Source organism: Enterobacter sp. 120016 (assembly GCF_018383635.1).
Taxonomy (GTDB): Bacteria; Pseudomonadota; Gammaproteobacteria; order Enterobacterales; family Enterobacteriaceae; genus Enterobacter; species Enterobacter asburiae_D.
In genome coordinates this window covers 100564-123270 of sequence record NZ_JAHAWC010000014.1, presented here as the reverse complement: position 1 = coordinate 123270, position 22707 = coordinate 100564, and the positions used below count along the sequence as shown (strand labels likewise).

Genomic DNA, 22707 nt, shown 5'->3' with positions numbered 1-22707 from the left:
GACCTGAAGAAAAAGTCGATCACCATGGGTAAAGGATGTTAAAAAGTGTTCACCATGTCCCCGAACACCTGTCTACCATGTCCCCGGACTGTACAATGGGAGAGGGGATTGTTCGGTGCTTACTGGACAGCTAGACCGTCTTAACGCTCTTTTCCCAGGTCTCGACCAGATGATCTCGCAGGCCTCCGGTTCCATGCATAGTCACCAGAAGATTCTGTCGCGCGCGGGTAAAACCGACGTAAAGGCGCTTGATATCGTCACTCAGATCTTCACTGTCCCTTTCCTTTGCGGCATCCATAATGGCGACCGAGTTAAACTCAAGCCCTTTGCTGCTGGGAAGCGGCATGACGCAGAGGAAATCATTCTGCGGTGACCAGTGCTTTTTATCATCGCTGGAGACAATCATCTGGTATGGGATCTTGCGGGCTTCGAGCCTTGGCCCGAGCATACCTGAAATGCTGTAAGTTGAGGGGCACAGTATGGCGATTTCCGACCATGCAATCCCCTGCTGTCGCTGTTCAGTAACCCAATCGAGAACGCGTGTAATCTCCTCGTCCTGATTATCAAAGCTGTCCAGCGCCGGATATTGCCCGGACAGTCCTCCTGCGGCAGGCAGCTGGTATTTGAGGGAATCTTCGATGTGATTATTGAGATAATTAAATGCAACGCTGCTGGCGAAGTGAAGTATTTGCCGGGTGTTGCGATAATTGGTATCGAGAATTGTTGTGCGACCCTGAGCCTTTATATCGACGCTGGACAGGGTGAAATCGAGAGCTTTCTTTTTTTGATAGATTGACTGAGCGTCATCGTACAGGAAAAGCAGGGCGCTATCTTTATTGTCCGGCATCTTAGCGAGAATTCTTAGCCATTCCGGCTTAAAATCGTGTCCTTCATCTATCAAAACGGCGCTGTACTGCTCTGGTTTGATAACCCCTTCTTCAAATGCCACCGTTAGCGCATTTTCCATTAGCTCAATAAAGTTTTTGCTCTTCGGGGGAATACGTCGTTGCGCGTTTAACTGCTGGTAGCACCAGGCATGAAAATGGATAACCTCGACAGGAAGTCTCAGACTGTGGTGTTCGAGCTGCGCTTTGAGTTTTTTGGCCAGCGTAATGTTGTAGCAAATCACCAGTATCGGTTTGGTGTTTTCAATATTATTGGCAAGCTCAATGCAGCGGTGATACAGAATGAGCGTTTTGCCGGATCCTGCTACGCCGTGAATTACCCTGTGTCCTGCCCCCATACTTCGGGCGAGCTGTTCCTGGTATCTGTCCATCATGCAAACCACATCAGGGGTGTGGAACGTAAAATTGTCCAGATCAACCCGCGTCACGGGTGGGTTAATGCGTACATCGGGATACAGATGCCATCTGATGCGGTCGAACTGCTGCGGTGTTGCGTGATGAACGAAGCGATGTTTGAGAAGGGATTCGAGCCGGTCAGAGATTTGTTCTCTTGTCATAAACTCGTTGAGCTCGTCTTTGCATATCACCTGGCTGGTGGGCAAAATTTCATTTAACTCCACGGGTGTAAAACTCTTTTCCAGCTGTGCCCGGGTTATGTTGCTCAAATAAACACCATATCCATACGGAGTAATAAAACCGCCCTCATGATCTCCCTGCTGCTGGCGAAGCAGGGGATCTTTTTTCAGGCTATTGATGATATGAAAGGTATATTGCCTAACCTGTTCGAGTGGGTTCTTCAACGGCTCTATGCCGTTTTTGGTTTCATAATCAATATGCGTTTTATTAGCCGATTTTATTTTTGTGATAAACCAGTCTTTCACTTCTATAAACAACAGCCCTTTTTCAGGGGCCAGAATGACAAAATCAGGATGATCGTCTTTGTCTCCCATTCGGGTGTCATACCAGCAGGTACATTGCTCACTGAGCCCACCCTCCAGAAGCCTTGCCAGCCTTTTCTCTCCGGCCGTAATCTTCTCGCTACAGCTGCTTATTGTGGGAATAATGATTGCCATATTACGCCTACCAATTCATGAAAATTATACAAATCCAATTAATTAATATTGCAATGAATATTAATCAAAGCATGATTTCATTATTGTTAAGAACATTAACAGACAATATTGCAAACAGAAAGTGCGACCCGCGCATTTGGCATCAATGAAATACGCTCCCTTTCCTCATTAAAAGGGAGCCACTATTTACTTTTTCAGCCCCGCAAACGCCGCTCGAATCTCCTCTTCCGGGAGTTGGATACCTATAAACACCATCACGCTGCGCGGCGTTTCATCGCCCCACGGTCTGTCCCAGTCGGCGCTATAAAGGCGCTGCACGCCCTGGAACAGCAGGCGGTTCGGCTCGCCGACAATCCACAGCATACCTTTGTAGCGCAGCAGCTTGTCGGCAAACGACAGCAGCAGGTTCTCCATCACGCGCGAAACCTCGCTGATGCCCACCGGGTAGTCCAGCTCGACCACAATCGACGCCACGTCGTTTTGCTTATCTCCCATAAAGTGGAAGCGTGGTTTCACGGTGACGTTCTCTTCCAGCATAAAGCCGTTGGTGTTGAACAGCTGAGACAGATCGATGTCGCCATGCGTCACCGTATAAATCGGCGCGCGGGAGTTAATGCGGGTCAGGCGCTCGCGCAGCTTAACGCTTTCGCCCGCCACGTCGGTTTTGGTCAGCAGGATGCGGTCAGCGTAGCCCACCTGAGACTGGGCGATGGTGAACTGGTTCATCTGATCGTCGGCGTGAACCGCATCCACCAGGGCAATCACGCCGTCCAGCAGATAGCGCTGGCAGAGGATCTCGTGAGAGAAAAAGGTCTGAATAATCGGGCCGGGGTCGGCCATGCCGGTGCATTCGATCACCAGACGGTCAAAGTCGATCTCGCCGCGGTCGCGGCTGTCGAGCAGGTCCAGCAGGGCGTCTTCTAATTCGTTAGAGCGGGTGCAGCAGATGCAGCCGTTGGTGAGGGTTTTGATCTGGGTGGCGCGATCGCCAATCAGCTGATCGTCTACCGAGACCTCACCAAATTCGTTTTCGATGACGGCAATTTTGAAGCCGTGCTGTTCATTCAGGATGTGGCGCAGCAGGGTGGTCTTACCGGCGCCGAGAAAACCGGTCAGCAGGGTAACGGCAATCGGGGTCATGGTCTCTCCTTTAGCAGCAGCGGACGCCGCCTTCTCCACTTCCGCCGTAGCGCGCTTCCTGACGCTCGCGGAAGAATTCGGTGTAGGTCATGTACGGCTTATCCGGATGGTTGGTCTTCATATGCTCAACGTAGTTGTCATAGTCCGGAATGCCAATCAGCATTTTCGCCGCCTGACCGAGGTATTTTTTTGCTTCGCCTAAGTTACCAAACATTGTGGGTTCCAGACAGAAAAAGCCCGGTGGCGCTACGCTTACCGGGCCTACAGTTTCTGTGTAGGGCGGGTCAGCGTAGCGCCACCCGCCATTTGTTTAATGGTGTGAAGAGGTCTTCACGCCGCCTTCCGGCACCGGCACGTACGGGGTTTCTTTATCCGTACGACCGTCGGCGTTGCGCACGTTCAGCCAGGTTTTGATGCCGTAGAAGATGATGCTGTACACCACCACCAGGAACAGAATGCTCAGACCCGCGTTGGTGTAGTTGTTCACCACGATATGGTTCATGTTGGCAATCTGCTGCGCGGTCAGATCCGCGCCGCCTGCGGCAATCTTCTCTTTGTACTGGTTAGCCATGAAGAAGAAGCCTTCCAGCTGCGGGTTGGCGCTGAACAGCTTCAGGCCAAGCGCCCAGGTGGTGCAGAGCAGCAGCCACAGCGCAGGAACAACCGTTACCCAGATGTATTTGGTGCGTTTCATCTTCACGAGGACCACGGTACCGAGCACCAGAGCAACGGCTGCGAGCATCTGGTTAGAGATACCGAACAGCGGCCACAGGCTCTTCACGCCGCCGAGCGGGTCGACAACGCCCTGATACAGGAGGTAGCCCCACAGGCCGACGCAGCCCGCGGTACCCAGAATGCCCGCCACCAGAGAGTCGGTTTTCTTCAGGAACGGCACGAAGTTACCGAGCAGGTCCTGCAGCATGAAGCGGCCCGCACGGGTACCGGCGTCCAGCGCGGTCAGGATGAACAGCGCTTCGAACAGAATACCGAAGTGGTACCAGAAGCCCATGTCCGCCCACGGCAGCACTTTGTGGAACACGTGTGCGATACCGACGGCAAGCGTAGGTGCACCGCCTGCGCGGTTCAGCACGGACGGTTCGCCGATGTCCTTCGCCGTCTGCATGATCTGCTCTGGCGAAATCACGAAGCCCCAGGAGCTGACGGTCGCCGCCGCGTGTGCGCTCGCGTCCTTCAGCTGCGCCATAATCAGCGCCGCGTTGTCGCCGCCCATCTCGTGCAGGTTTGGCATGGTGATGCCGAGGCCAGCAGGCGGGGTGTTCATCGCGAAGTACAGACCCGGTTCGATAATCGAGGCTGCAACCAGCGCCATGATCGCCACGAAGGACTCCATCAGCATCGCGCCGTAGCCGATCAGACGCGCGTCTTTCTCGTTCGCCAGCAGCTTAGGCGTGGTGCCGGACGCAATCAGGGCGTGGAAGCCGGAGACCGCACCGCAGGCGATGGTGATGAACAGGAACGGGAACAGGGCGCCTTTCCACAGCGGGCCGGTGCCGTCGATGTACTGCGTGACCGCAGGCATTTTCAGATCCGGGTTAATCACCAGGATGCCGATCGCCAGACCGACGATAACGCCGATTTTGAGGAAGGTCGCCAGGTAGTCGCGCGGGGCCAGAATCAGCCAGACCGGCAGCAGCGCGGAGATAAACGCATAGCCAATCAGCGCGAAGGTAATGGTGGTGTCCTTGAAGGTCAGCGCCGGGCCCCAGTACGGGTCGTGCGCAATCACGCCGCCGAAGTAGATGGAGGCCACCAGCAGCACGATACCAATCACCGACACTTCACCCACGCGTCCCGGACGCAGGAATCGCATGTAGATCCCCATGAACAGCGCAATCGGCACGGTTGAGCAGACGGTGAAGACGCCCCACGGGCTTTCGGCCAGCGCTTTCACCACGATCAGGGCCAGCACCGCGAGGATGATGATCATAATCAGGAAGCAGCCGAACAGGGCGATGGTCCCCGGCACGCGGCCCATCTCTTCTTTGACCATCTCACCCAGAGAGGCGCCGTTACGGCGAGAAGAGATAAACAGCACCATAAAGTCCTGCACCGCACCCGCCAGCACTACGCCCGCGAGCAGCCACAGTGTACCCGGCAGGTAGCCCATCTGCGCGGCCAGCACCGGGCCGACCAGCGGGCCTGCACCGGCGATAGCGGCAAAGTGGTGACCAAACAGCACGTAGCGGTTGGTTGGCACGTAGTTCAGGCCGTCATTGTTAATGACCGCCGGAGTGGCGCGCGTCGGGTCGAGCTTCATGACCTTCTGCGCGATGTACAAGCTGTAGTAGCGATAAGCAACAAGATAGACGGAAACGGACGCGACCACGATCCACAGGGCGCTTACGTGTTCGCCCCGGCGCAATGCGACAACCGCCAGACAAAAAGCGCCGAGGATCCCGAGTAAGGCCCAGGGCACGTGCTTCAGTAGTTTTTTAGTATCCATAGTAAGACCTGGTTTTTTATGTAAAGAAAAAAGGGTCAGGGTTCGTTGTGAGGAGGTATTGATTAATGCTGGAGCGATCGTGCCAGATCCTCGCGCGTGTAAAGGACGGTAAATGAATGAGTGGTTGAAAGTGCGAGGTGAGCGGTCAAAGGGGGCGACGAGCGGTTCCGGCTCGCCGCCAGGGGGCGAAATTATGTGATTGAGATCACTTGATTATTCGGGTTGCGTTCCACCGCCAGATAGTTCTCCAGCGTTCCGATCAGTTTTTCCTTCAGCCAGCTCGGCTCCAGAATCTGAATATGGGGCAGCCAGTAGAACAGCAGCGGCAGGATCTGGTTCTCGTGCGCCGCCTGGCAGCGCAGCGTGACGCCGCCCTGTTGCTCCTCCAGCAGCTCTTGTTCCGGCAGAAGATCGCGGCGCAGGAAGTAATGCGAAATATTATCTTTGATGAATATTTTCACCGCGAAAGTATTTTCAGATACCCAGGGGTCGAGGCTTTTTTCCAGCAGCTCAAGGACATTTTCTTCCGGGGTGAAGGTCGTTTTCTGAATATCAAACCAGCTAATCTGGCTCAATGAGAAGGATTTCAGACGGCTATTTTCGGTGGCTTGTAAATACCATATATTTTTTTTGTTAATGAGTTTATAGGGATTAATCAGACGGGTTTTCCCCTTATAAACAATCTGACAAACATTATGGTTTTTAATCGATCTCTCGATTTTCGTTAAATGACGGCGAATATCGCGCTGGACCGTGTGTTCGGCTTCATTCGCAAGAATAAGAATATGGTTTTCGTCAACGCGCGTTTCAAGATTTTGCCAGAATTCCGTATTTCTTTCAGGGAAAAAGCTGTCGGCATTCAGGAAGTTAGCAATGGTGTGGTGTAGGCCTTGTCCGCCGGGCGATTGTGCAGAATGGATCAGTCGATATAGCCCGTTACCGGTATGTTCAACAATGGGAGAGAGGGCATTTAAATCCCGGTAGACGGTACGCTCGGTAATTTTAAATTTCTCCATTAGCGCACTGCGGTTTACCACACCGTTTAAATGTAGCTCAACCAGAATATCGACCAGACGTTCAGCCGAGCGGCTCCGCGTCGTTTTTGCCATAAGGTCATCCTGTATATTTAGGTATGCGCTGAATGATGCGGATGCACTGACAAAGGGTGTCAGTATTCAGTCACAGAAAATTTCTCTTATGGGTATATAACGGCGTGATTTAGCGGAAACCTTAGGAGTTTTTGTAGAAAGCGGCGCTGGCCGAAGAAAAAGGCCAGCGCGAGGGGGGATCACACGGCGGCTTCCGCCTCCAGCATGACCGGGTGGAAACGGCGCTTGAAGTAGATCAGGCCGTGTCCCGCGTCACTCAGAATGATGTTTTTAATTTCAACAAGGTAGACAAGATGCGTGCCGATGGTTTGCACCTGGCTAATCTCGCCTTCCAGGCTGGCGAGCGCGCCCTTGAGCACCGGCTGCGCCAGCGGACCTTTCTGCCAGCAGGAGAGGGCAAAGCGCTCCTCCATCGTCATACCGGTCATCCCGGCGAAATGGCGAGCCATGATCTCCTGCTCGTGGTTCAGTACGTTAACGCACAGCCTGCCGTTGCCCTGAAATACCGGGTTCATGGCGCTGTTGGCGTTGATGCACACCATGACCGACGGCGGGGTGTCAGTCACCGAACAGACGGCGGTGGCGGTAATGCCGCAGCGGCCCGCCTCGCCCTCGGTGGTGACCACATTGACCGCCGCCGACAGGCTGCTCATTGCGTCGCGAAAACGCAGGCGTTGTTCATCTAAATGCATTGCAACCTCCCGCTGCGCTATTTCAGCAGCTTGTCGAGCATGTTGATATCGCTGTTGTTGTGCAGGTGCGGCACCGTCCAGCCGTGCTGGTCGTATTCGGACATGCAGCGGTCGACCATCGCCATCATCTTGTCCATGTTGCCGGAGCTCTGCGCCTGGCGCAGACACTGCAGGCGGATCTCATCCTGGCTCCCTGAGTAGTTGATTTCGTACAGCTCGTGGCGGCCGCCAAACTCGCTGCCGATGGCATCCCACATCAGCTTCAAAATCTTGATGCGTTCGACGTGATCCATGCCGTTGGAGCCGCGCACGTATTTCGCCAGATACTGGTCGATCTGCGGGTTGTTCAGATCCCGGGCGCTGGACGGCAGGTAGATCAGACCGGACGTCACGTTACGCTCGATGATGTTCTTGATCTTCGCGTAGGCCATCGGGGCCATGACGCGGTAGGTTTGCAGGGCGGCGTGATCCGGCAGATACGCGCCGTTGACCCACGGGGTGGCTTCGGAACACATGGAGTCGCTCAGCGCCCAGAACATGTTGCGCCAGGCCACCACTTCGCCGAGATCCGCCTGCACGCCGCGGAACTCCAGGGTGCCGGTGCACTCCAGGGATTTCTTCAGCAGGGCGGTGATGAAGTCGAGCTTCACCGCCAGACGCACGCAGGCCTGCAGCGGGTACATGCGGGCAAAGCCGCCCTCCATCGTCCAGCGACGGCAGCGGTCGAAATCGCGGTAGATCAGCACGTTTTCCCACGGGATCAGCACGTGATCCATCACCAGGATCGCGTCGTTCTCGTCGAAGCGGCTGGAGAGCGGGTAGTCGTACGGGGATCCGGTTGCGCCTGCCACCATCTCGTAAGAGGCGCGGGAGATCAGCTTCACGCCTTCGGCATCCATCGGCGCGACGAACATCAGCGCGAAGTCCGGGTTTTCACCCATCACCTGCGCGGAGCCGAAGCCGATCATGTTGTAGTGGGTCAGCGCCGAGTTGGTTGCCACCACTTTCGCGCCGCTGACGATAATCCCGGCATCGGTCTCTTTCTCCAGCTTGATGTAGACGTCTTTCACCTCGTCCGCCGGCTTGTGGCGGTCGATCGGCGGGTTAACGATGGCGTGGTTGAAGTACAGACCGGTTTCCTGAATGCGGGTGTACCAGTTACGGGCGTTCTGTTCGAACTGGCCGTAGAAGGCCGGGTTGGCGCCGAGCGCGCAGCCGAATGCGGCCTTGTAGTCCGGCGTGCGGCCCATCCAGCCGTAGCTCAGGCGTGACCACTCGGCGATGGCGTCGCGCTGCTGGCGCAGGTCGTCGGCGCTTTTCGCCACGCGGAAGAACTTATGGGTGTAGCCGCCGCTGCCGGTGTCGGTGCCCCAGCAGAGGGTGTCCTGCATGTCCGGCTTGTGCAGCGCGTCGTACATCTGCGCGATAGAGGCCGCCGCGTTGCGAAACGCCGGATGGGTAGTGACGTCTTTGACGCGCTCGCCGTAGATATAAATCTCACGACCGTCCTGCAGGCTTTTTAAATACTCTTCGCCGGTTAACGGACGTTTGGCATCAGCGCGGAAATCTTCAGGCTTCATAGGGACCTCGTATCGGAATAGTGTTGTTAAATTTATGTTTTGTTTTTGTTGTTTAATTGAAGCCTGAGAGGGGCGTAACGTGAAGGGACGATTGGGACAACGGCGGGTACTTTTCAGGCTGGATTGGGATTTGTGATCTGTGCGGCTTTTCGGCGGGTGGCGCTACGCTTACCCGCCCTACAAAACGTGATGCGCTCAGGAAACCGGTACTTTCTGCGCCCGATACGCGCTCGGCGAGCACCCCACTAAGCGGTTAAAAAATCGGGCAAAATAGGCCGGATCCTTAAACCCCAGCTGCCAGGCAATCTCGCTGACCGCGCTGTCGGAGAAGAGCAGCAGCCGCCTGGCCTCCCGCAGCTGGCGGTCGAAGATCAGCCGCTTCGGCGGGCGGTTGGCGAAGCGGCGGCAGATATCGGTCAGGCGGGATTCGGTCAGGTGCAGTTCGCTGGCGTATTCGGGCACCGTCCAGTGCTGGTGGTAGTGGGCATCTATCAGCTGGGTAAAGCGCTGGAACAGCTTCAACTCGCCGCGCATGCCGCCCGAAGCGTGGTCGTCGAGCTTGGCGTTGCGCAGCAGCAGGGTGAAGACCGCCTGCGCCAGCAGGACCAGAGTATGCTCTCGCCCCGGCAGCTGTTCCGTCGATTCCCGGGCAATCAGCTGCCAGTAGTGCTTCAGCGCCGCCAGCTCGTCCGGCCTGTCGGCCAGCGAGAGGCAGATCCCCGGCAGGCCAAACGCTTCCCGCGTGCCGGGGTAGAGCACCTCCAGCAGCGGCCAGATCAGATCCTCGCGCACCGTCAGCACGTGCCCGTCGCTGTCGGATTCGGTGATAAACGCGTGCGGCACCGACGGCGGCGTGAGGACGAACAGCGGGGCCTGCACCGAGTAGCGGTGATCGTCGAGCTGGAGTTCAATCTGCCCGGTATCGAGAAAGTGCATCTGAAAATACTGGTCGTGACGATGCGCCTGCATGTCGCGGCCAAAAAAGGCCGCCATGCGGGCGAACGACTGGTAGTGCACATCGTCGGTGCCCAGACTTTCGTCGTACTCCTTGCTGATATCAATGTTGGCGATAGGGCTCTGGCACATGCTCGTTCCTCTGTTGATCCCGCTGCGTCATCGGAATGCGCGTCAGCACCAGCGCGCCGACCACCAGCAGTCCGGCCACAAACCATAGGCCGGAGCTGAAGCTGCCGGTCGCGTCGCGCAGGATCCCAATCAGCAATGGGCTGACGGCGGATCCTACGTTGCCGATGGCGTTGATCACCGCCAGCGCCACCGCGCGGGACTGCAGGCTAATCACCCGATCCGGCGTGGTCCAGAATATCGCCATGGCGGTAAACGATCCGGTTGAGGCCATGATGATGCCAAGCAGCTGGATCAGGCTGTGATCGGTGGCCGAGGCCAGCATCCATCCCGCCGCGGCGAACAGGTACGGCAGGATGGTGTGCTTTTTTCGCTCTTTCAGCCTGTCGGAGCGTCGGCTCCACCAGATCATCCCGAGGATGGTGCAAAACTGCGGGATCGCCGCCAGCAGGCCGATGACGATATTGCTGCTCCCCGTGTTAAAGCTTTGCAGGATCTGCGGCGTCCAGATGTTGATCGCGCTAAGCGTGTTGGTCAGGCAGAAGTAGGCCAGCGTGTAGAGCAGCACCGCCGGGGTCAGCACTTCGCGCAGCGTCGATCGCGGCGTGACGGATTGGGCAATGGCGACCTCCTGCTCGCGGGCGATCATCGTTTTCAGCGCCTGCTTTTCGTCGTCGTCCAGCCAGGTGGCCTGATCCGGCGTGTCGTTGAGGTAAAACCAGGTCACTACGCCGAGCACCACCGACGGCAGCCCCTCCAGCAGGAACAGCCACTGCCAGCCCTTCAGGTTCCACAGCCCGTCCATCGCCAGAATGTAGCCGGAGAGGATCGAGCCGAGCATCATGGTCACCGGCATGGCGATCATAAACAGCGCGTTGGCGCGGGCGCGGTGATAGGCCGGGAACCACCAGGTGAGATAGACCAGGATCCCTGGCAGGAAGCCCGCTTCCGCAATGCCCACCAGCATGCGTAAAACATAGAGCGTGTGCGGGCTGGTGGCGAACATGGTGCAGGTGGAGGCGATGCCCCACACCACCATGATCCCGGCGATCCAGCGCCGCGCGCCGATTTTCGCCAGCATGATGTTGCTCGGGATCCCACACAGCACGTAGGTAACGTAAAACAGCGTCGCGGCCAGGCCAAACATGGTCGACGTAAGGCCCAGATCTTTGCCCATCGTCAGCCCGGCAAAGCCGATGTTGATGCGATCGAGAAACGAAAAGACAAACAGGATAAAGAGAAAGACGATCAGGCGTCGGAACAGCTTGTTAATGGCGCGATGTTCAACAGCTTTATTATCATGGGTTTGCAGGGTAGAGGTCGTCATGGTGCGCTCCAGATCTTACGTTTAGTAGACGGATTTATTGTTATTAACTGACGTAACCGGTTGTTCGATAAAGCGTGCCGCCAGCGCTTCCGCGCCGCGGGCGAGCAGGGTGGTGTCGACGCCGACGGCGACAAACAGCGCGCCGAGTTCAAGGTAGCGTTTCGCCAGCGGCTCGTTCGCCATCAGGATGCCGGGCGCTTTACCGGCCGCACGGATCTGCGCGATCGCCTGCTCAATGGCGGCCTGCACCTCCGGGTGCTGCGGATTGCCGGCAAAGCCCATGTCGGCGCTCAGATCCGCCGGGCCGATAAACACGCCGTCGACGCCTTCCACGTCCAGGATCTGCGGCAGGTTTTTCAGCGCCTCGCGGGTTTCAATCTGCACCAGCACGCACATGGCGTCGTTAGCCTGCTGCAGGTAGTCCGGGATGCGGTTCCAGCGCGAGGCGCGCGCCAGGGCGCTGCCGACGCCGCGAATGCCCGCAGGCGGGTAGCGCGTCGAACGTACCGCCAGCCGCGCTTCGTCGGCGTTTTGAACCATCGGCACCAGCAGGGTTTGTGCCCCCACGTCCAGCAGCTGTTTAATCTGCACCGGGTCGTTCCACGACGGGCGCACCACCGGCTGGCTGGGATAAGGGGCGATGGCCTGTAATTGGGTTAACACGGTCTGCACGCTGTTCGGCGCGTGCTCGCCGTCGATCAGCAGCCAGTCGAAGCCTGCCCCCGCCAGCAGCTCGGCGCTATAGCTGCTGGTCAGCCCCAGCCATAAGCCGATTTGCGGGCGGCCCGCCTGCAGCGCCGCTTTGAATGCGTTTTGCATGGTCCTCTCCTAAACAAAGCGGCAGCTGATGGAGCCCATGCTGCCGTAGTCGACGTGGAAGGTGTCGCCTCTGCTGGCGGGCACCGGGCGGGTAAACGAGCCGCCGAGAATGATTTGCCCCGGCTCAAGCTGCACGTCGTACGGCGCCAGCTTGTTCGCCAGCCACGCTACGCCGTTCGCCGGGTGGTTGAGCACGCCTGCGGCAACGCCGGTCTCTTCAATCACGCCGTTGCGGTAGAGCAGGGCGGAGATCCAGCGCAGATCCAGCGCGTCGGGCTTAATCGGACGGCCGCCGAGGATCACCCCCGCGTTGGCGGCGTTATCGGAAATGGTGTCGAACACCTTGCGCGGGCGCTGGGTTTCCGGGTCAACGTTGTGGCAGCGGGCGTCGATCAGCTCCAGCGCGGGGATGACGTAGTCCGTAGCGTTGTAGACGTCGAAGATCGTGCAGTTCGGGCCGCGCAGCGGTTTTGCCAGCACGAAGGCCAGCTCCACTTCGATGCGCGGAACGATAAAGCGATCGACGGGAATGTCGCTGCCGTCGTGGAAGAACATGTCGTCCAGCAGCGCGCCGTAGTCCGGTTCGCTAATCTGCGAGCTGGCCTGCATCGCTTTCGAGGTGAGGCCGATCTTGTGGCCCTTCAGCACGCGGCCTTCGGCGATTTTCAGGCTGACCCATTCGCGCTGGACGGCGTAGGCGTCTTCAATCGTAATCTCCGGGTACTCAAGGGAGATCGCACGGATCTGCTCCCGGGATTGTTCCGCCTGATGCAGACGATGGGCGATCAGGGTATGGGTATGTTTGTCGAGCATGGCGATATCCTGTTTTATGTTTTTTCTCCCTCTCCCCGTGGGAGAGGGACGGGGTGAGGGCATCAGGCCGCAGAGATTTCCCCTCACCCTAACCCTCTCCCAAAGGGAGAGGGGACGGTTTTACTTAAACAACGCGTGCACGTTGTTTTGTTTGTAATTGAGCGTCGGATGCAGCTCGTCGAGCTCGAACGACAGTGCCAGATAGCGGGCGGCCATCAGCTCCGCGAAGTGCGCCTTGATCAGCCCAAACAGCATCTCCCCCACGGCTTCCCGGCTCTCCAGGCTGCGCCCGGCACCAATCTTCAGCGTCATATGCACAAAGGCGTAATCGTGCTTGCCGTCGGCCATCTGCCAGGTGTCCAGCCAGTGGGCGCGGCTGCGGATACCGCCGATGGGGAAGATGCCCGTGGCGGCGAGCGCCTCGTTGACTTTGGCGAACAGCCCCGGCAGGTCGGCCTGCTCGCGGATGTTGTCGGTACATTCAGCAATAAAGTGCGGCATGGTGGCTCCTTACGCGGGCAGCGGGAAAACGGCGTTAACCTGGCCGGTGCCGGAGCTGGCGAACAGCTCGGTGAGGAACTCCACCTTGCCGTCGTACTGGTCCCAGCCGAGCATGCCCAGCAGCATCACGGTGTCGTGCATGTTGCCCTCGCCGTAGCAGTAGTCGGCGTACTCCGGCAGCATGCTGCAAAACTCCTTAAACTGGCCTTCGCGCCACAGCTTCACCACGCGCTCGTCCATCTGACGGTCAAACTCGCGGGTGTAGCTGTTCATCCCTTCTTCCGCACGCTGGTCGTCGATAAAGCGGTGCGACAGCGAGCCGCTGGCGAGCACCGCCACGGTGCCGTCGTATTTTTCGATAGCGCTGACGATGGCCTCGCCCAGCCTGCGGCTGTCGGCGAAGTCGTGAACCGTGCAGAACGCCGAGATGGAGATCACTTTGAAGTGCTTATCCGCATTCATGTAGCGCATCGGCACCAGCGTGCCGTACTCCAGCTTGAGGCTCGGGATGTTGTGCGCTTTGGCGCGCACGCCGAGCTTCACCGCTTCGTCGGCGATCAGCTGGCCGAGCGCCGGGTTGCCGTCGTAGTCATAGGTCATGTCGCGGATAAAGTGCGGCAGCTCGTTGCTGGTGTAGACGCCCGCAAAATGGTCCGCACAGTTGATGTGGTACGCGCTGTTCACCAGCCAGTGGGTGTCGAACACGATGATGGTGTCCACGCCCAGCTCGCGGCAGCGCTTGCTGATCTCTTTATGCCCGTCGATGGCCGACTGGCGGCAGCCGTGGTTTTTCCCCGGCAGCTCGGAGAGGTACATGGACGGTACGTGGGTGATTTTCGCCGCTAACGCTAGTTTACCCATGGTCAGATCCCCCACTTTGGAATTGGATGGTCGCCCATGGAGATGCAGACGTTCTTCATCTCCGCGAACACCTCGAAGCTGTACTCGCCGCCCTCGCGGCCGGTGCCGGAGGCCTTCACGCCGCCAAACGGCTGGCGCAGGTCGCGCACGTTCTGGGTGTTGACGAACACCATGCCCGCTTCGATATTGCGCGCCAGGCGCAGCACCTTGCTGATGTCCTGGGTCCAGATGTACGACGCCAGGCCGTACTCCACGTCATTCGCCAGGCGCAGGCCTTCCGCTTCGTCCTTAAACGGCAGCAGGCAGGCCACCGGCCCGAAGATCTCCTCCTGCGCCACGCGCATGCGGTTGTCGACGTCCGCCAGCACGGTTGGTCGCAGGAAGTTGCCGCCCTTCAGGTGCGCAGGCAGATCGGTCGGTTTGTCCGGGCCGCCAGCCAGCAGGGTTGCGCCCTCTTCAATGCCGAGGCGGATGTAGCCGGAGACCTTCTCCCAGTGCTGCTTGCTGATGAGTGCGCCAATCTGGGTGTTCGGATCGGTCGGGTCGCCCACGCGGAGGCGGTTGGCGCGCTCGGCAAAGCGCTTGACGAATTCCGGGTAGATGCTCTGCTGGATAAAGATGCGCGAGCCCGCGGTGCAGCGCTCGCCGTTGATGGAGAAGATGGTGAACAGGGCTGCGTCCAGCGCGCGCTCGATGTCGGCATCTTCAAAAATCAGCACCGGGGATTTACCACCCAGCTCCATGGAGTACTTCTTCAGCCCGGCGTTTTTCATGATGTTACGCCCGGTGGCGGTGCCGCCGGTGAAGGAGACGGCGCGCACGTCGTGATGGCGCACCAGCGCGTCGCCTGCCGTCGCGCCGTAGCCCTGCACCACGTTCAGCACGCCCGCCGGAATGCCCGCCTCCAGCGCCAGCTCGCCCAGACGGTCGGCGGTCAGCGGGGAGAGTTCAGACATTTTCAGCACCGCGGTGTTGCCGAGTGCCAGGCACGGGGCGACCTTCCAGGTGGCGGTCATAAACGGCACGTTCCACGGCGACACCAGCGCGCAGACGCCCACCGGCTGCACCAGGGTGTAGTTGAGCATCTTGTCGTCCACCGGGTAGGTTTTGCCGTTCATCTGCTGGCACACCTCGGCGAAGAACTCGAAGTTGTGCGAGGCGCGCGGAATGAGCACGTTTTTGGTCTGGTGGATCGGCAGGCCGGTGTCGGCGGTTTCCATGGCGGCGATCTCGGGCACGTTCTGGTCAATCAGATCGCCCAGGCGGCGCATCAGGCGCGCGCGCTCCTTCATCGGCAGATTGGCCCATTTCGGGAACGCCTCTTTGGCGGCGGCAACGGCCTGGTGAATTTCAGCTTCACCGCCGGAGGCGACTTCCGCTAATACCTCGCCGGAGGCCGGGTTGGTGGTGTGGAAGTACTCGCTTCCGGCGACGTTTTTACCGTTGATCCAGTGGTTTATCTTTTTCATTTTGCAGTCTCCTCGCTGACAATTCTGTTCACCAGGCGTCCCACGCCCTCCACTTCCACCACCACCTCATCGCCCGGCACCACGTCGGACAGCCCTTTTGGCGTGCCGGTGGCAATCATGTCGCCCGGCTGCAGGGTCATAAAATCGCTCAGGTACGCAATCAGGAACGGAATGCTGAAGATCAGATCCGCCGTGGTGCCTTCCTGGCGCAGCTCGCCGTTGACGAAGGTGCGCAGGGCGAGATTGTGAGGGTCGGGAATCGCCGCTTTCGGCACGATGTGGGGGGAAATGGGCGTCAGCCCGTCGCGGCTTTTTACCCGCAGGTTCGGGCGGTAGTAGTTTTCCAGGTAGTCGCGGATGGCGTAGTCGTTGCAGACCGTATAGCCCGCCACGTAGTCCATCGCCTCGGCTTCGCTGGCCTTACGCGCGGTTTTACCGATGACCACCACCAGCTCGGCCTCGTAGTGCATGTATTCGATATTGTTCGGGCGCACCGACGTCTGGTTGTCGCCGTTGAAGGTGTTTGGCGCTTTGATAAATACCAGCGGCTCGGTGGGCGGCTTGAAGTCCAGCTCGCTGGCGTGATCGGCATAGTTCAGACCGAGGGCAAACAGCGTGGCGTGCGGCGGCGTGCTGTGCGCAATAGTGACGTTGCGCTCATCTACCACCGGGTTTTCCAGCGGCGGAAAGCCTGCCGCCAGAATCCGCACGCGATCGCCCGGGCGGATCTCAACGCGGCTTTGCGGCGTGCCGAGCAGGATCGCATCGCCGGGGTTGAGGGTGGCGAACTCGCTCAGGGCGCTCAGCAGTTCGGCAGCGCTGCGCTGAAGATCGGCGGTGTTCCAGTGGTCCGCTTCGCGACCGTTGATCTCGGTAATGATGGTCAGGTTATCCACGCTATCAACGGCGACAAGTTCGCCCAGCGGGCAAAATCCGTCCCGGCATTTGGCCTTGATGGCCGGGCGGTAGAAGCTCTCTTCCGGCAGGCTCACTTCGTTGGCCAGCGCGTATCCCGCGATGTAGTCCGCGGCGTCCTCCACGCGCACCCTGCTGGCGGTTTTGCCCACCACCAGCGCCACCGTCGCGCCGCTCAGCACCGTTTCCCCCTGCGGGAAGGGGATCGGCTCGCCCGCGCGAATCACCGTGTTGTGCGGTTTTATAAACCACACGGCTGTTTTCGGCGGCGTGCTGTAGGGGGCTTTTTCAAACGCCTCGCGCCAGGCTTCACGCTGGCTTCGATGGTTGAGGGCGACGGCAAAAACGGTACCTTTCATTCACATACTCCTCACCCCGGCGGTCCGGGTTATGATTTCATTAATATGTTAATGATCTGGTTTTATGCTTTTGCTGTTTATTTCGCAATCAGAAGTGAAAAATTTGTGATATGAATAACAATAAATTTACATATTGGTAATTATTTATAGGTAAATCAGCTGGTTAATAAATTTGAATGGTTTCTGTTAGACTTTTTGGCAGAAAACGTGTTGTTTATAAAAGCATCTTTTAGTGATTGTTTACTTGTTAATGATGTGAAGGGAGAGCCTATGCATGACTCATTAACCATCGCGCTGCTGCAGGCGCGGGAAGCGGCGATGTCGTACTTCCGCCCGATCGTGAAGCGGCATAACCTGACCGAGCAGCAGTGGCGCATTGTGCGCGTGCTGGCTGAGCATCCGTCGATGGATTTTCACGATCTGGCGTTTCGCACCTGCATCCTGCGCCCGAGCCTGACCGGCATTCTGACGCGCATGGAGCGTGACGGCCTGGTGCTGCGCTTAAAGCCGGTCAACGACCAGCGCAAGCTGTACGTGTCGCTGACCAAAGAGGGGAATGCGCTGTATGAACATGCCCAGGCGCAGGTCGAAGAGGCGTATCAGCAAATTGAGGCGGAATACACGCCGGAGAAGATGAAACAGCTGACGGCGCTGCTGGAAGAGTTTATTGAACTCGGAAACCGTCATAACGCAGCGCGGGAAGAAGAGTAAAAACCACAAATTCCAGAATGATTTTCGTAAAGTTTTCCCTTTCCAGGCCGAAAATTCTGTATCTGTCTGAGGAAAGAGAAAACATGTTAAACCGTATCAAGATTGTCACCAGCTTAATGCTGGTTTTAGCGATATTTGGCCTTTTACAACTCACGTCCGGTGGTCTTTTCTTTAATGCCCTTAAGAATGACAAAGAGAATTTCACCGTCCTGCAAACCATTCGCCAGCAACAATCCACGCTGAACGCCAGCTGGGTCGCGTTGCTGCAAACCCGTAATACCCTGAACCGCGCGGGTATCCGCTACATGATGGATCAGAGCAATATCGGCAGCGGCGCGACCGTTAACGATTTGATGCAAATCGCGTCTACGTCTCTGAAACAGGCGGAAAAAAACTGGGCTGCCTACGAAGCCCTGCCGCGCGATCCGCGTCAAAGCGATGCGGATGCCATGGAGATCAAGCGTAACTATGATATTTACCACGGCGCGCTGGCGGAGCTGATTCAGCTGCTGGGCGCGGGCAAAATCAACGCCTTCTTCGACCAGCCGACCCAGAGCTATCAGGACGGTTTTGAGAAGCAGTATGTGAGCTACCTGCAGCAGAACGACAAGCTGTACCAGACGGCGGTCGAGGACAGCAACAGCTCCTTCAGCCAGGCTATCTGGGTGCTGATCAGCGTCCTGATTGCCGTGCTGGTGGTGATCGTGGCCGTCTGGCTCAACATCAAGCAGACGCTGATCTCTCCGCTGAATCGTCTGATCGACAACATTCGCCATATCGCCAGCGGCGACCTGGTGAAGCGCATTGAGGTTCAGGGCACCAACGAGATGGGTGAACTGGCCGACTCGCTGCGTCATATGCAGGGTGAACTGGTGCGTACCGTCGGCGACGTGCGTAACGGCGCGAACGCTATCTACAGCGGCGCGAGCGAAATTGCGATGGGCAACAACGACCTCTCCTCCCGTACTGAACAGCAGGCCGCTTCCCTGGAAGAGACCGCGGCCAGCATGGAGCAGCTGACGGCGACCGTTAAGCAGAACGCCGAAAACGCCCGTCAGGCGAGCCATCTTGCGCTGAGCGCCTCTGAAACCGCGCAGAAAGGCGGCAAAGTGGTGGATAACGTGGTGCAGACCATGCGCGATATCGCGGGCAGTTCGCAGAAAATTGCCGACATTATCAGCGTGATCGACGGCATTGCCTTCCAGACCAACATTCTGGCACTGAACGCGGCGGTAGAAGCGGCGCGTGCGGGCGAGCAGGGTCGTGGTTTTGCGGTGGTGGCAGGTGAAGTGCGTAACCTGGCCCAGCGCAGCGCCCAGGCGGCTCGTGAAATCAAGAGTCTGATCGAAGACTCCGTTGGCCGCGTGGAAGTGGGTTCAACGCTGGTAGAAAGCGCCGGTGAAACCATGGGTGAGATCGTGAACGCGGTTACCCGCGTAACGGACATCATGGGTGAAATCGCCTCTGCGTCTGACGAGCAGAGCCGCGGTATCGACCAGGTGGGTCTGGCGGTAGCCGAGATGGATCGCGTGACCCAGCAGAACGCCTCGCTGGTTGAGGAATCTGCCGCAGCGGCGGCCGCACTGGAAGAGCAGGCGAGCCGTCTGACTCAGGCCGTGGCGGTGTTCCGCATTCAGCAGGAGCAGATGAAAGCGCGCGAATTCGCTGCGGCTAAAGCGGTTTCCGCGCCGGTGATGGCGCGTAAAACCGCGACTGCCGATTCAGGCGATAACTGGGAAACGTTCTAACTCTGCGCGTTGTGCCGGGTGGCGGCTGCGCCTTACCCGGCCTACGGTTCAGGGTTTTGTAGGCCCGGTAAGCGCAGCGCCACCGGGCGATATTACATAGGCAGGCGCATGGCGCAGCGCGTTTCATACGCGAAACCGTGCGCTGCCTCTTCTTCCCTTTTCTGACGCAGTTCAGGCGTCAGCGTCGTCATTTTTTCAAACCCCAGCCGCGCATAGAACGGCGCGTTCCACGGTACGTCCCGAAACGTCGTCAACGTCAGCGACGCCAGCCCCAGCGTCCGGGCATGGGCAGCCGCACGGGCGATGAGCTGCCGACCAATCCCTTTTCCCTGCCAGTCCAGAACGACCGAAAGCTCCACGATAAACAGCGACGAAGAGTGCGCTTCGGTGAGGATAAACCCTGCGGGGCGGTCGTTAACCAGCGCCAGCCAGCTTAGCCCACGTTCGGCATACTCAAGGTGCTGCTCAGCGGAAATGACCTCACCGTCGGCAAGCCAGGCGAGCTCCTGGACTTCACGAAAGCGCTCGCCCGCCGCGCGTTCAATGGCGGGCAGGGCGGTAACGTCGCCGGGACGCGTGGGTCGAACGGTGAGGTTAAGGTCGACCATTAGCCTGCGCGACTCACAATTTTAATTTCTACCATGCCAATCCCGATTTCGCGCGGTGAGTGTCCAAGGATATTCCCTTCATTGGTCGACTGCGGGTCCGGCGGCACGATCACCAGGGTGTTGCTGCGCGATGGGTTCTCAAAATGCAGCGTGTGCGTGCTCACGTCGTTCCCGAGCGTCAGGGTCTGCTCCCGATCGCCCACGCGCACCGGTACGGGCCTGTTAGCGTTAGGGCCATACGCTCTGGCGGTGATCACCAGGTCGAACTGTTCCGGCAGCGGATGGGCGTACTCAATTTTCACCTCATTGCCCAGCTGCGCGTTTGACCAACGTCCCCAGGACTCCGGACGCGAGATGCCGCTAAACTGCTTCACTTCCTCGGGCGCGCCGGCCACGTTAAAGATAAAGCTGTCCGCTTTGTAGCGAATATCGTTATCGCTGACTTTCAGCATGTCGATGTTGTGCTGATAGCGCGCCGTATCAATCACCGTATCTTTAAACGCGGTTTTGCCTTTCCACTGGGCTTTGTCCACGTGCTGCACGGTTTGCTCCCCGCCGAGCTGGCCCTGAGAGACGCACCAGTCGGTAGAAAGCGCCAGCGGCTGCGACCAGAGCTGGCCCATTTTGAAACACCTGTCGACCCAGACGAAATTATCGCGCGGAGCAAAATCGGCCAGCTGATAGCGCAGCGGTGCGGAATATTCGCTTTCCGGCAGCGGCTCAACGCGCCCCTCCGACACGCGCACCAGCAGCGGCAGACGGAAGCTGCTGCCCGAGAAGGCAATCGTGTTTTTATCCCGATCTACAGTGAAGTCCTTCATCTCTTTCGGGAAGTTCCACAGGCGGATGATGTCTGGCTTCCAGGCGAGGATTTTTTCCTTCATGTTGAGGAACACTTCCGACAGGGATTGCCCCGACAGCGTGCTGCGGCCCAGGCCAATAAAGTTGTCGCCACCCAGAATGTCCAGCACGGTTGCGCCGTTATCCATGGAGTTGCGTTTGGTGGCGATGACCTCCTGCTGCGGCTGGTCGCCGCGCAGGACGAAGAACAGATTGCTGCGATCCTGCTTGTTGAGCTGATCCCAGGCGCTATTTTTCATCGCCAGATGGTCAGACGAAACGACGATGACGGTGTTTTTAAACCAGGGCGAGGCTTTGATTTTCTCGACCAGCGCGGCAATGTGCTCCTGGCTGCAGGTCACGGCGCTGAAAGACTTGTTGTTTTTGCCGTCAACGTCATAGCTTTTGCGTTTGCAGCTGCGCGAGACGAACCCGTCCGGATGGTGGGTGTCCACCGTCAGCGCAAAGAGGGAGAAGCGCTTGCCCGAGCGGGAAAGCTCCTCGAATTTCTTCCAGGTTTCGTCGAGTACCGTATCGTCATAGAAGCCCCAGTCGTTACGGTAGCTCGGATCGGCAACCGTCGTTTTTAACTCTTCTGAGCCATACAGGTGGTCAAAACCGTGGGATTTCAGGAACACGTCTTTTCCGGCAAAGCGCAGGTTTGCCCCCTGCATAAAATAGTTTTCGTAGCCGGAGTTTTTCAGGATATCGCCGAGGCAAATATTCTGCGGGAAGAACGTCGACATCGAGGCTGAGGCGTTACCCTCAAAAGGCGCGAACAGCGGGATACCGCACTGGGAGGCAACCATCCCGGCAATCGTGTAATCCGTACCGGGCAGCTGCATGGTGTGGCTGAAATCAAGACCTTCATTTTTCAGCGCACCCAGGTCTGGCGTCAGGTCCGGGAACGCATCGTTATCAAAGTACGTGCGTTCCAGGCTTTCACCGTAGATGTAAACCAGGTTGAGCTTCGGGTTGGCGATCGTTTTCGACGGTTCTTTATAGTAAGCCACGAAATCAGGATCGCCGTCGCGCGACTGGGATTTCACCAGCTCGGTGATCTGATGGAACGCCGGGCTGGCGTCGACGGAGGCCAGCGCCAGGAATAACGCCAGCAGGCTGTAGCCATGATGGTGAGGATGATGGCGACGTCGACGCAGCACCCAGGCCAGCGCGCCAAAAATCGTCACCAGCGCGACAATAATGCCGAGCCCCGGAAGAATGTACTTGCCCACACCCGCGCCCGTCAGGCTGTTCGTCAGCGTGTAGAGCACCGCATCGTTAATACCGTCACCGGTAAAGTAATCGCTGGCGTATAAGGTAATGTTTAAAATAATAAAAATGCCGAGCACCACCAGCGTGGCGATAAACCACCAGGTGTGACGGCCGGCTTTCCAGGCGTAAACGCCGACGGAAGCCAGAAAAAGGATAAGAGACATGAATTCAGACAACAGCATATCCTCATGACGCCAGATGGTTCGCTGGCTAACTGTTTATTTTTTGGGTCATACAATGTAATTGCGATGTCGTTAAGCTGCAATTTTAGTGTCACGAAAGTGTGCTGTTGTTAGGATTTGGTTTAGAAAATCGTTTTTATGAAGATGGACACATCCTGACAAACGGACGCTGAGACGGTGGCAGGTGGGAAAAACGCTCATTTAGCGCCGCGCTGCAAGACTATCGCATTAAA

Annotated in this window: 19 protein-coding genes; 2 read left to right on the top strand and 17 right to left on the bottom strand. The window is 57.9% G+C overall.

The annotated features are described in order from the left end of the window. Positions 1-130: 130 nt before the first annotated feature. The 15 genes from KIF87_RS18160 to hpaG all read right to left on the bottom strand — a co-directional run bounded on the left by KIF87_RS18160 (position 131) and on the right by hpaG (position 17110). On the bottom strand, positions 131-1978 hold the full coding sequence (locus tag KIF87_RS18160) for a 3'-5' exonuclease (RefSeq protein WP_213329948.1): 1848 nt from the start codon (positions 1976-1978) through the stop codon (positions 131-133). A gap of 186 nt (positions 1979-2164) precedes the next feature. Continuing rightward, the gene (gene yjiA, locus KIF87_RS18155; RefSeq protein ID WP_213329946.1) at positions 2165-3118 is read right to left on the bottom strand and encodes a GTPase; all 954 of its coding nucleotides are present in this window, start codon (positions 3116-3118) and stop codon (positions 2165-2167) included. A 10-nt stretch (positions 3119-3128) separates the two neighbouring features. Further along, a complete protein-coding gene (locus KIF87_RS18150) occupies positions 3129-3332 on the bottom strand; it encodes a YbdD/YjiX family protein (protein WP_003856610.1) in 204 nt (67 codons plus the stop codon). Between the two features lie 96 nt (positions 3333-3428). Then, a complete protein-coding gene (locus KIF87_RS18145) occupies positions 3429-5582 on the bottom strand; it encodes a carbon starvation CstA family protein (RefSeq protein WP_023334384.1) in 2154 nt (717 codons plus the stop codon). A 191-nt stretch (positions 5583-5773) separates the two neighbouring features. Continuing rightward, positions 5774-6691, bottom strand: coding sequence for a helix-turn-helix transcriptional regulator (locus KIF87_RS18140; RefSeq protein WP_213329944.1), 918 nt, complete (start codon positions 6689-6691; stop codon positions 5774-5776). Positions 6692-6870: 179 nt separating this feature from the next. After that, entirely contained in the window at positions 6871-7383 is a 513-nt protein-coding gene (locus KIF87_RS18135) for a 4-hydroxyphenylacetate 3-monooxygenase reductase subunit (protein WP_159515460.1), read from the bottom strand. A gap of 17 nt (positions 7384-7400) precedes the next feature. Then, positions 7401-8963: a 4-hydroxyphenylacetate 3-monooxygenase, oxygenase component gene (gene hpaB / locus KIF87_RS18130; protein WP_014168483.1), complete on the bottom strand. Its 1563-nt coding sequence runs from the start codon at positions 8961-8963 to the stop codon at positions 7401-7403. 195 nt (positions 8964-9158) lie between these two features. Next, entirely contained in the window at positions 9159-10049 is an 891-nt protein-coding gene (gene hpaA / locus KIF87_RS18125) for a 4-hydroxyphenylacetate catabolism regulatory protein HpaA (protein ID WP_042717310.1), read from the bottom strand. Then, positions 10021-11373: a 4-hydroxyphenylacetate permease gene (gene hpaX, locus KIF87_RS18120; RefSeq protein WP_193940839.1), complete on the bottom strand. Its 1353-nt coding sequence runs from the start codon at positions 11371-11373 to the stop codon at positions 10021-10023. Before hpaX ends, hpaA begins: the two co-directional genes overlap by 29 nt. A gap of 21 nt (positions 11374-11394) precedes the next feature. Continuing rightward, positions 11395-12192, bottom strand: coding sequence for a 4-hydroxy-2-oxoheptanedioate aldolase (gene hpaI, locus KIF87_RS18115; protein WP_213329942.1), 798 nt, complete (start codon positions 12190-12192; stop codon positions 11395-11397). Between the two features lie 9 nt (positions 12193-12201). Beyond that, positions 12202-13005, bottom strand: coding sequence for a 2-oxo-hept-4-ene-1,7-dioate hydratase (hpaH, locus tag KIF87_RS18110; RefSeq protein ID WP_108417166.1), 804 nt, complete (start codon positions 13003-13005; stop codon positions 12202-12204). A gap of 120 nt (positions 13006-13125) precedes the next feature. Then, positions 13126-13506: a 5-carboxymethyl-2-hydroxymuconate Delta-isomerase gene (locus tag KIF87_RS18105; RefSeq protein WP_213329941.1), complete on the bottom strand. Its 381-nt coding sequence runs from the start codon at positions 13504-13506 to the stop codon at positions 13126-13128. 9 nt (positions 13507-13515) lie between these two features. Next, positions 13516-14367 (bottom strand): 3,4-dihydroxyphenylacetate 2,3-dioxygenase, encoded by an 852-nt coding sequence (gene hpaD / locus KIF87_RS18100; RefSeq protein ID WP_213329939.1) that lies wholly within the window; start codon positions 14365-14367, stop codon positions 13516-13518. A gap of 2 nt (positions 14368-14369) precedes the next feature. Beyond that, positions 14370-15836, bottom strand: a complete 1467-nt coding sequence (gene hpaE, locus KIF87_RS18095) for a 5-carboxymethyl-2-hydroxymuconate semialdehyde dehydrogenase (RefSeq protein WP_213329937.1) — start codon at positions 15834-15836, stop codon at positions 14370-14372. Next, the gene (gene hpaG / locus KIF87_RS18090; RefSeq protein WP_213329935.1) at positions 15833-17110 is read right to left on the bottom strand and encodes a 4-hydroxyphenylacetate degradation bifunctional isomerase/decarboxylase; all 1278 of its coding nucleotides are present in this window, start codon (positions 17108-17110) and stop codon (positions 15833-15835) included. Before hpaG ends, hpaE begins: the two co-directional genes overlap by 4 nt. Positions 17111-17380: 270 nt before the next feature. Here hpaG and hpaR point away from each other — a divergent pair, with 270 nt between their 5' ends. Together hpaR and tsr are read left to right on the top strand one after the other, a co-directional pair. Next, the gene (gene hpaR, locus KIF87_RS18085; RefSeq protein WP_023334396.1) at positions 17381-17821 is read left to right on the top strand and encodes a homoprotocatechuate degradation operon regulator HpaR; all 441 of its coding nucleotides are present in this window, start codon (positions 17381-17383) and stop codon (positions 17819-17821) included. Between the two features lie 83 nt (positions 17822-17904). Next, entirely contained in the window at positions 17905-19569 is a 1665-nt protein-coding gene (tsr, locus tag KIF87_RS18080) for a methyl-accepting chemotaxis protein (RefSeq protein ID WP_213329933.1), read from the top strand. Positions 19570-19661: 92 nt separating this feature from the next. On the opposite strand, the gene KIF87_RS18075 is transcribed toward tsr, so the two are convergent. Together KIF87_RS18075 and opgB are read right to left on the bottom strand one after the other, a co-directional pair. Then, a complete protein-coding gene (locus KIF87_RS18075; protein WP_213329931.1) occupies positions 19662-20177 on the bottom strand; it encodes a GNAT family N-acetyltransferase in 516 nt (171 codons plus the stop codon). Continuing rightward, positions 20177-22468, bottom strand: a complete 2292-nt coding sequence (gene opgB / locus KIF87_RS18070; protein WP_213329929.1) for a phosphatidylglycerol--membrane-oligosaccharide glycerophosphotransferase — start codon at positions 22466-22468, stop codon at positions 20177-20179. Before opgB ends, KIF87_RS18075 begins: the two co-directional genes overlap by 1 nt. Positions 22469-22707: the final 239 nt, after the last annotated feature.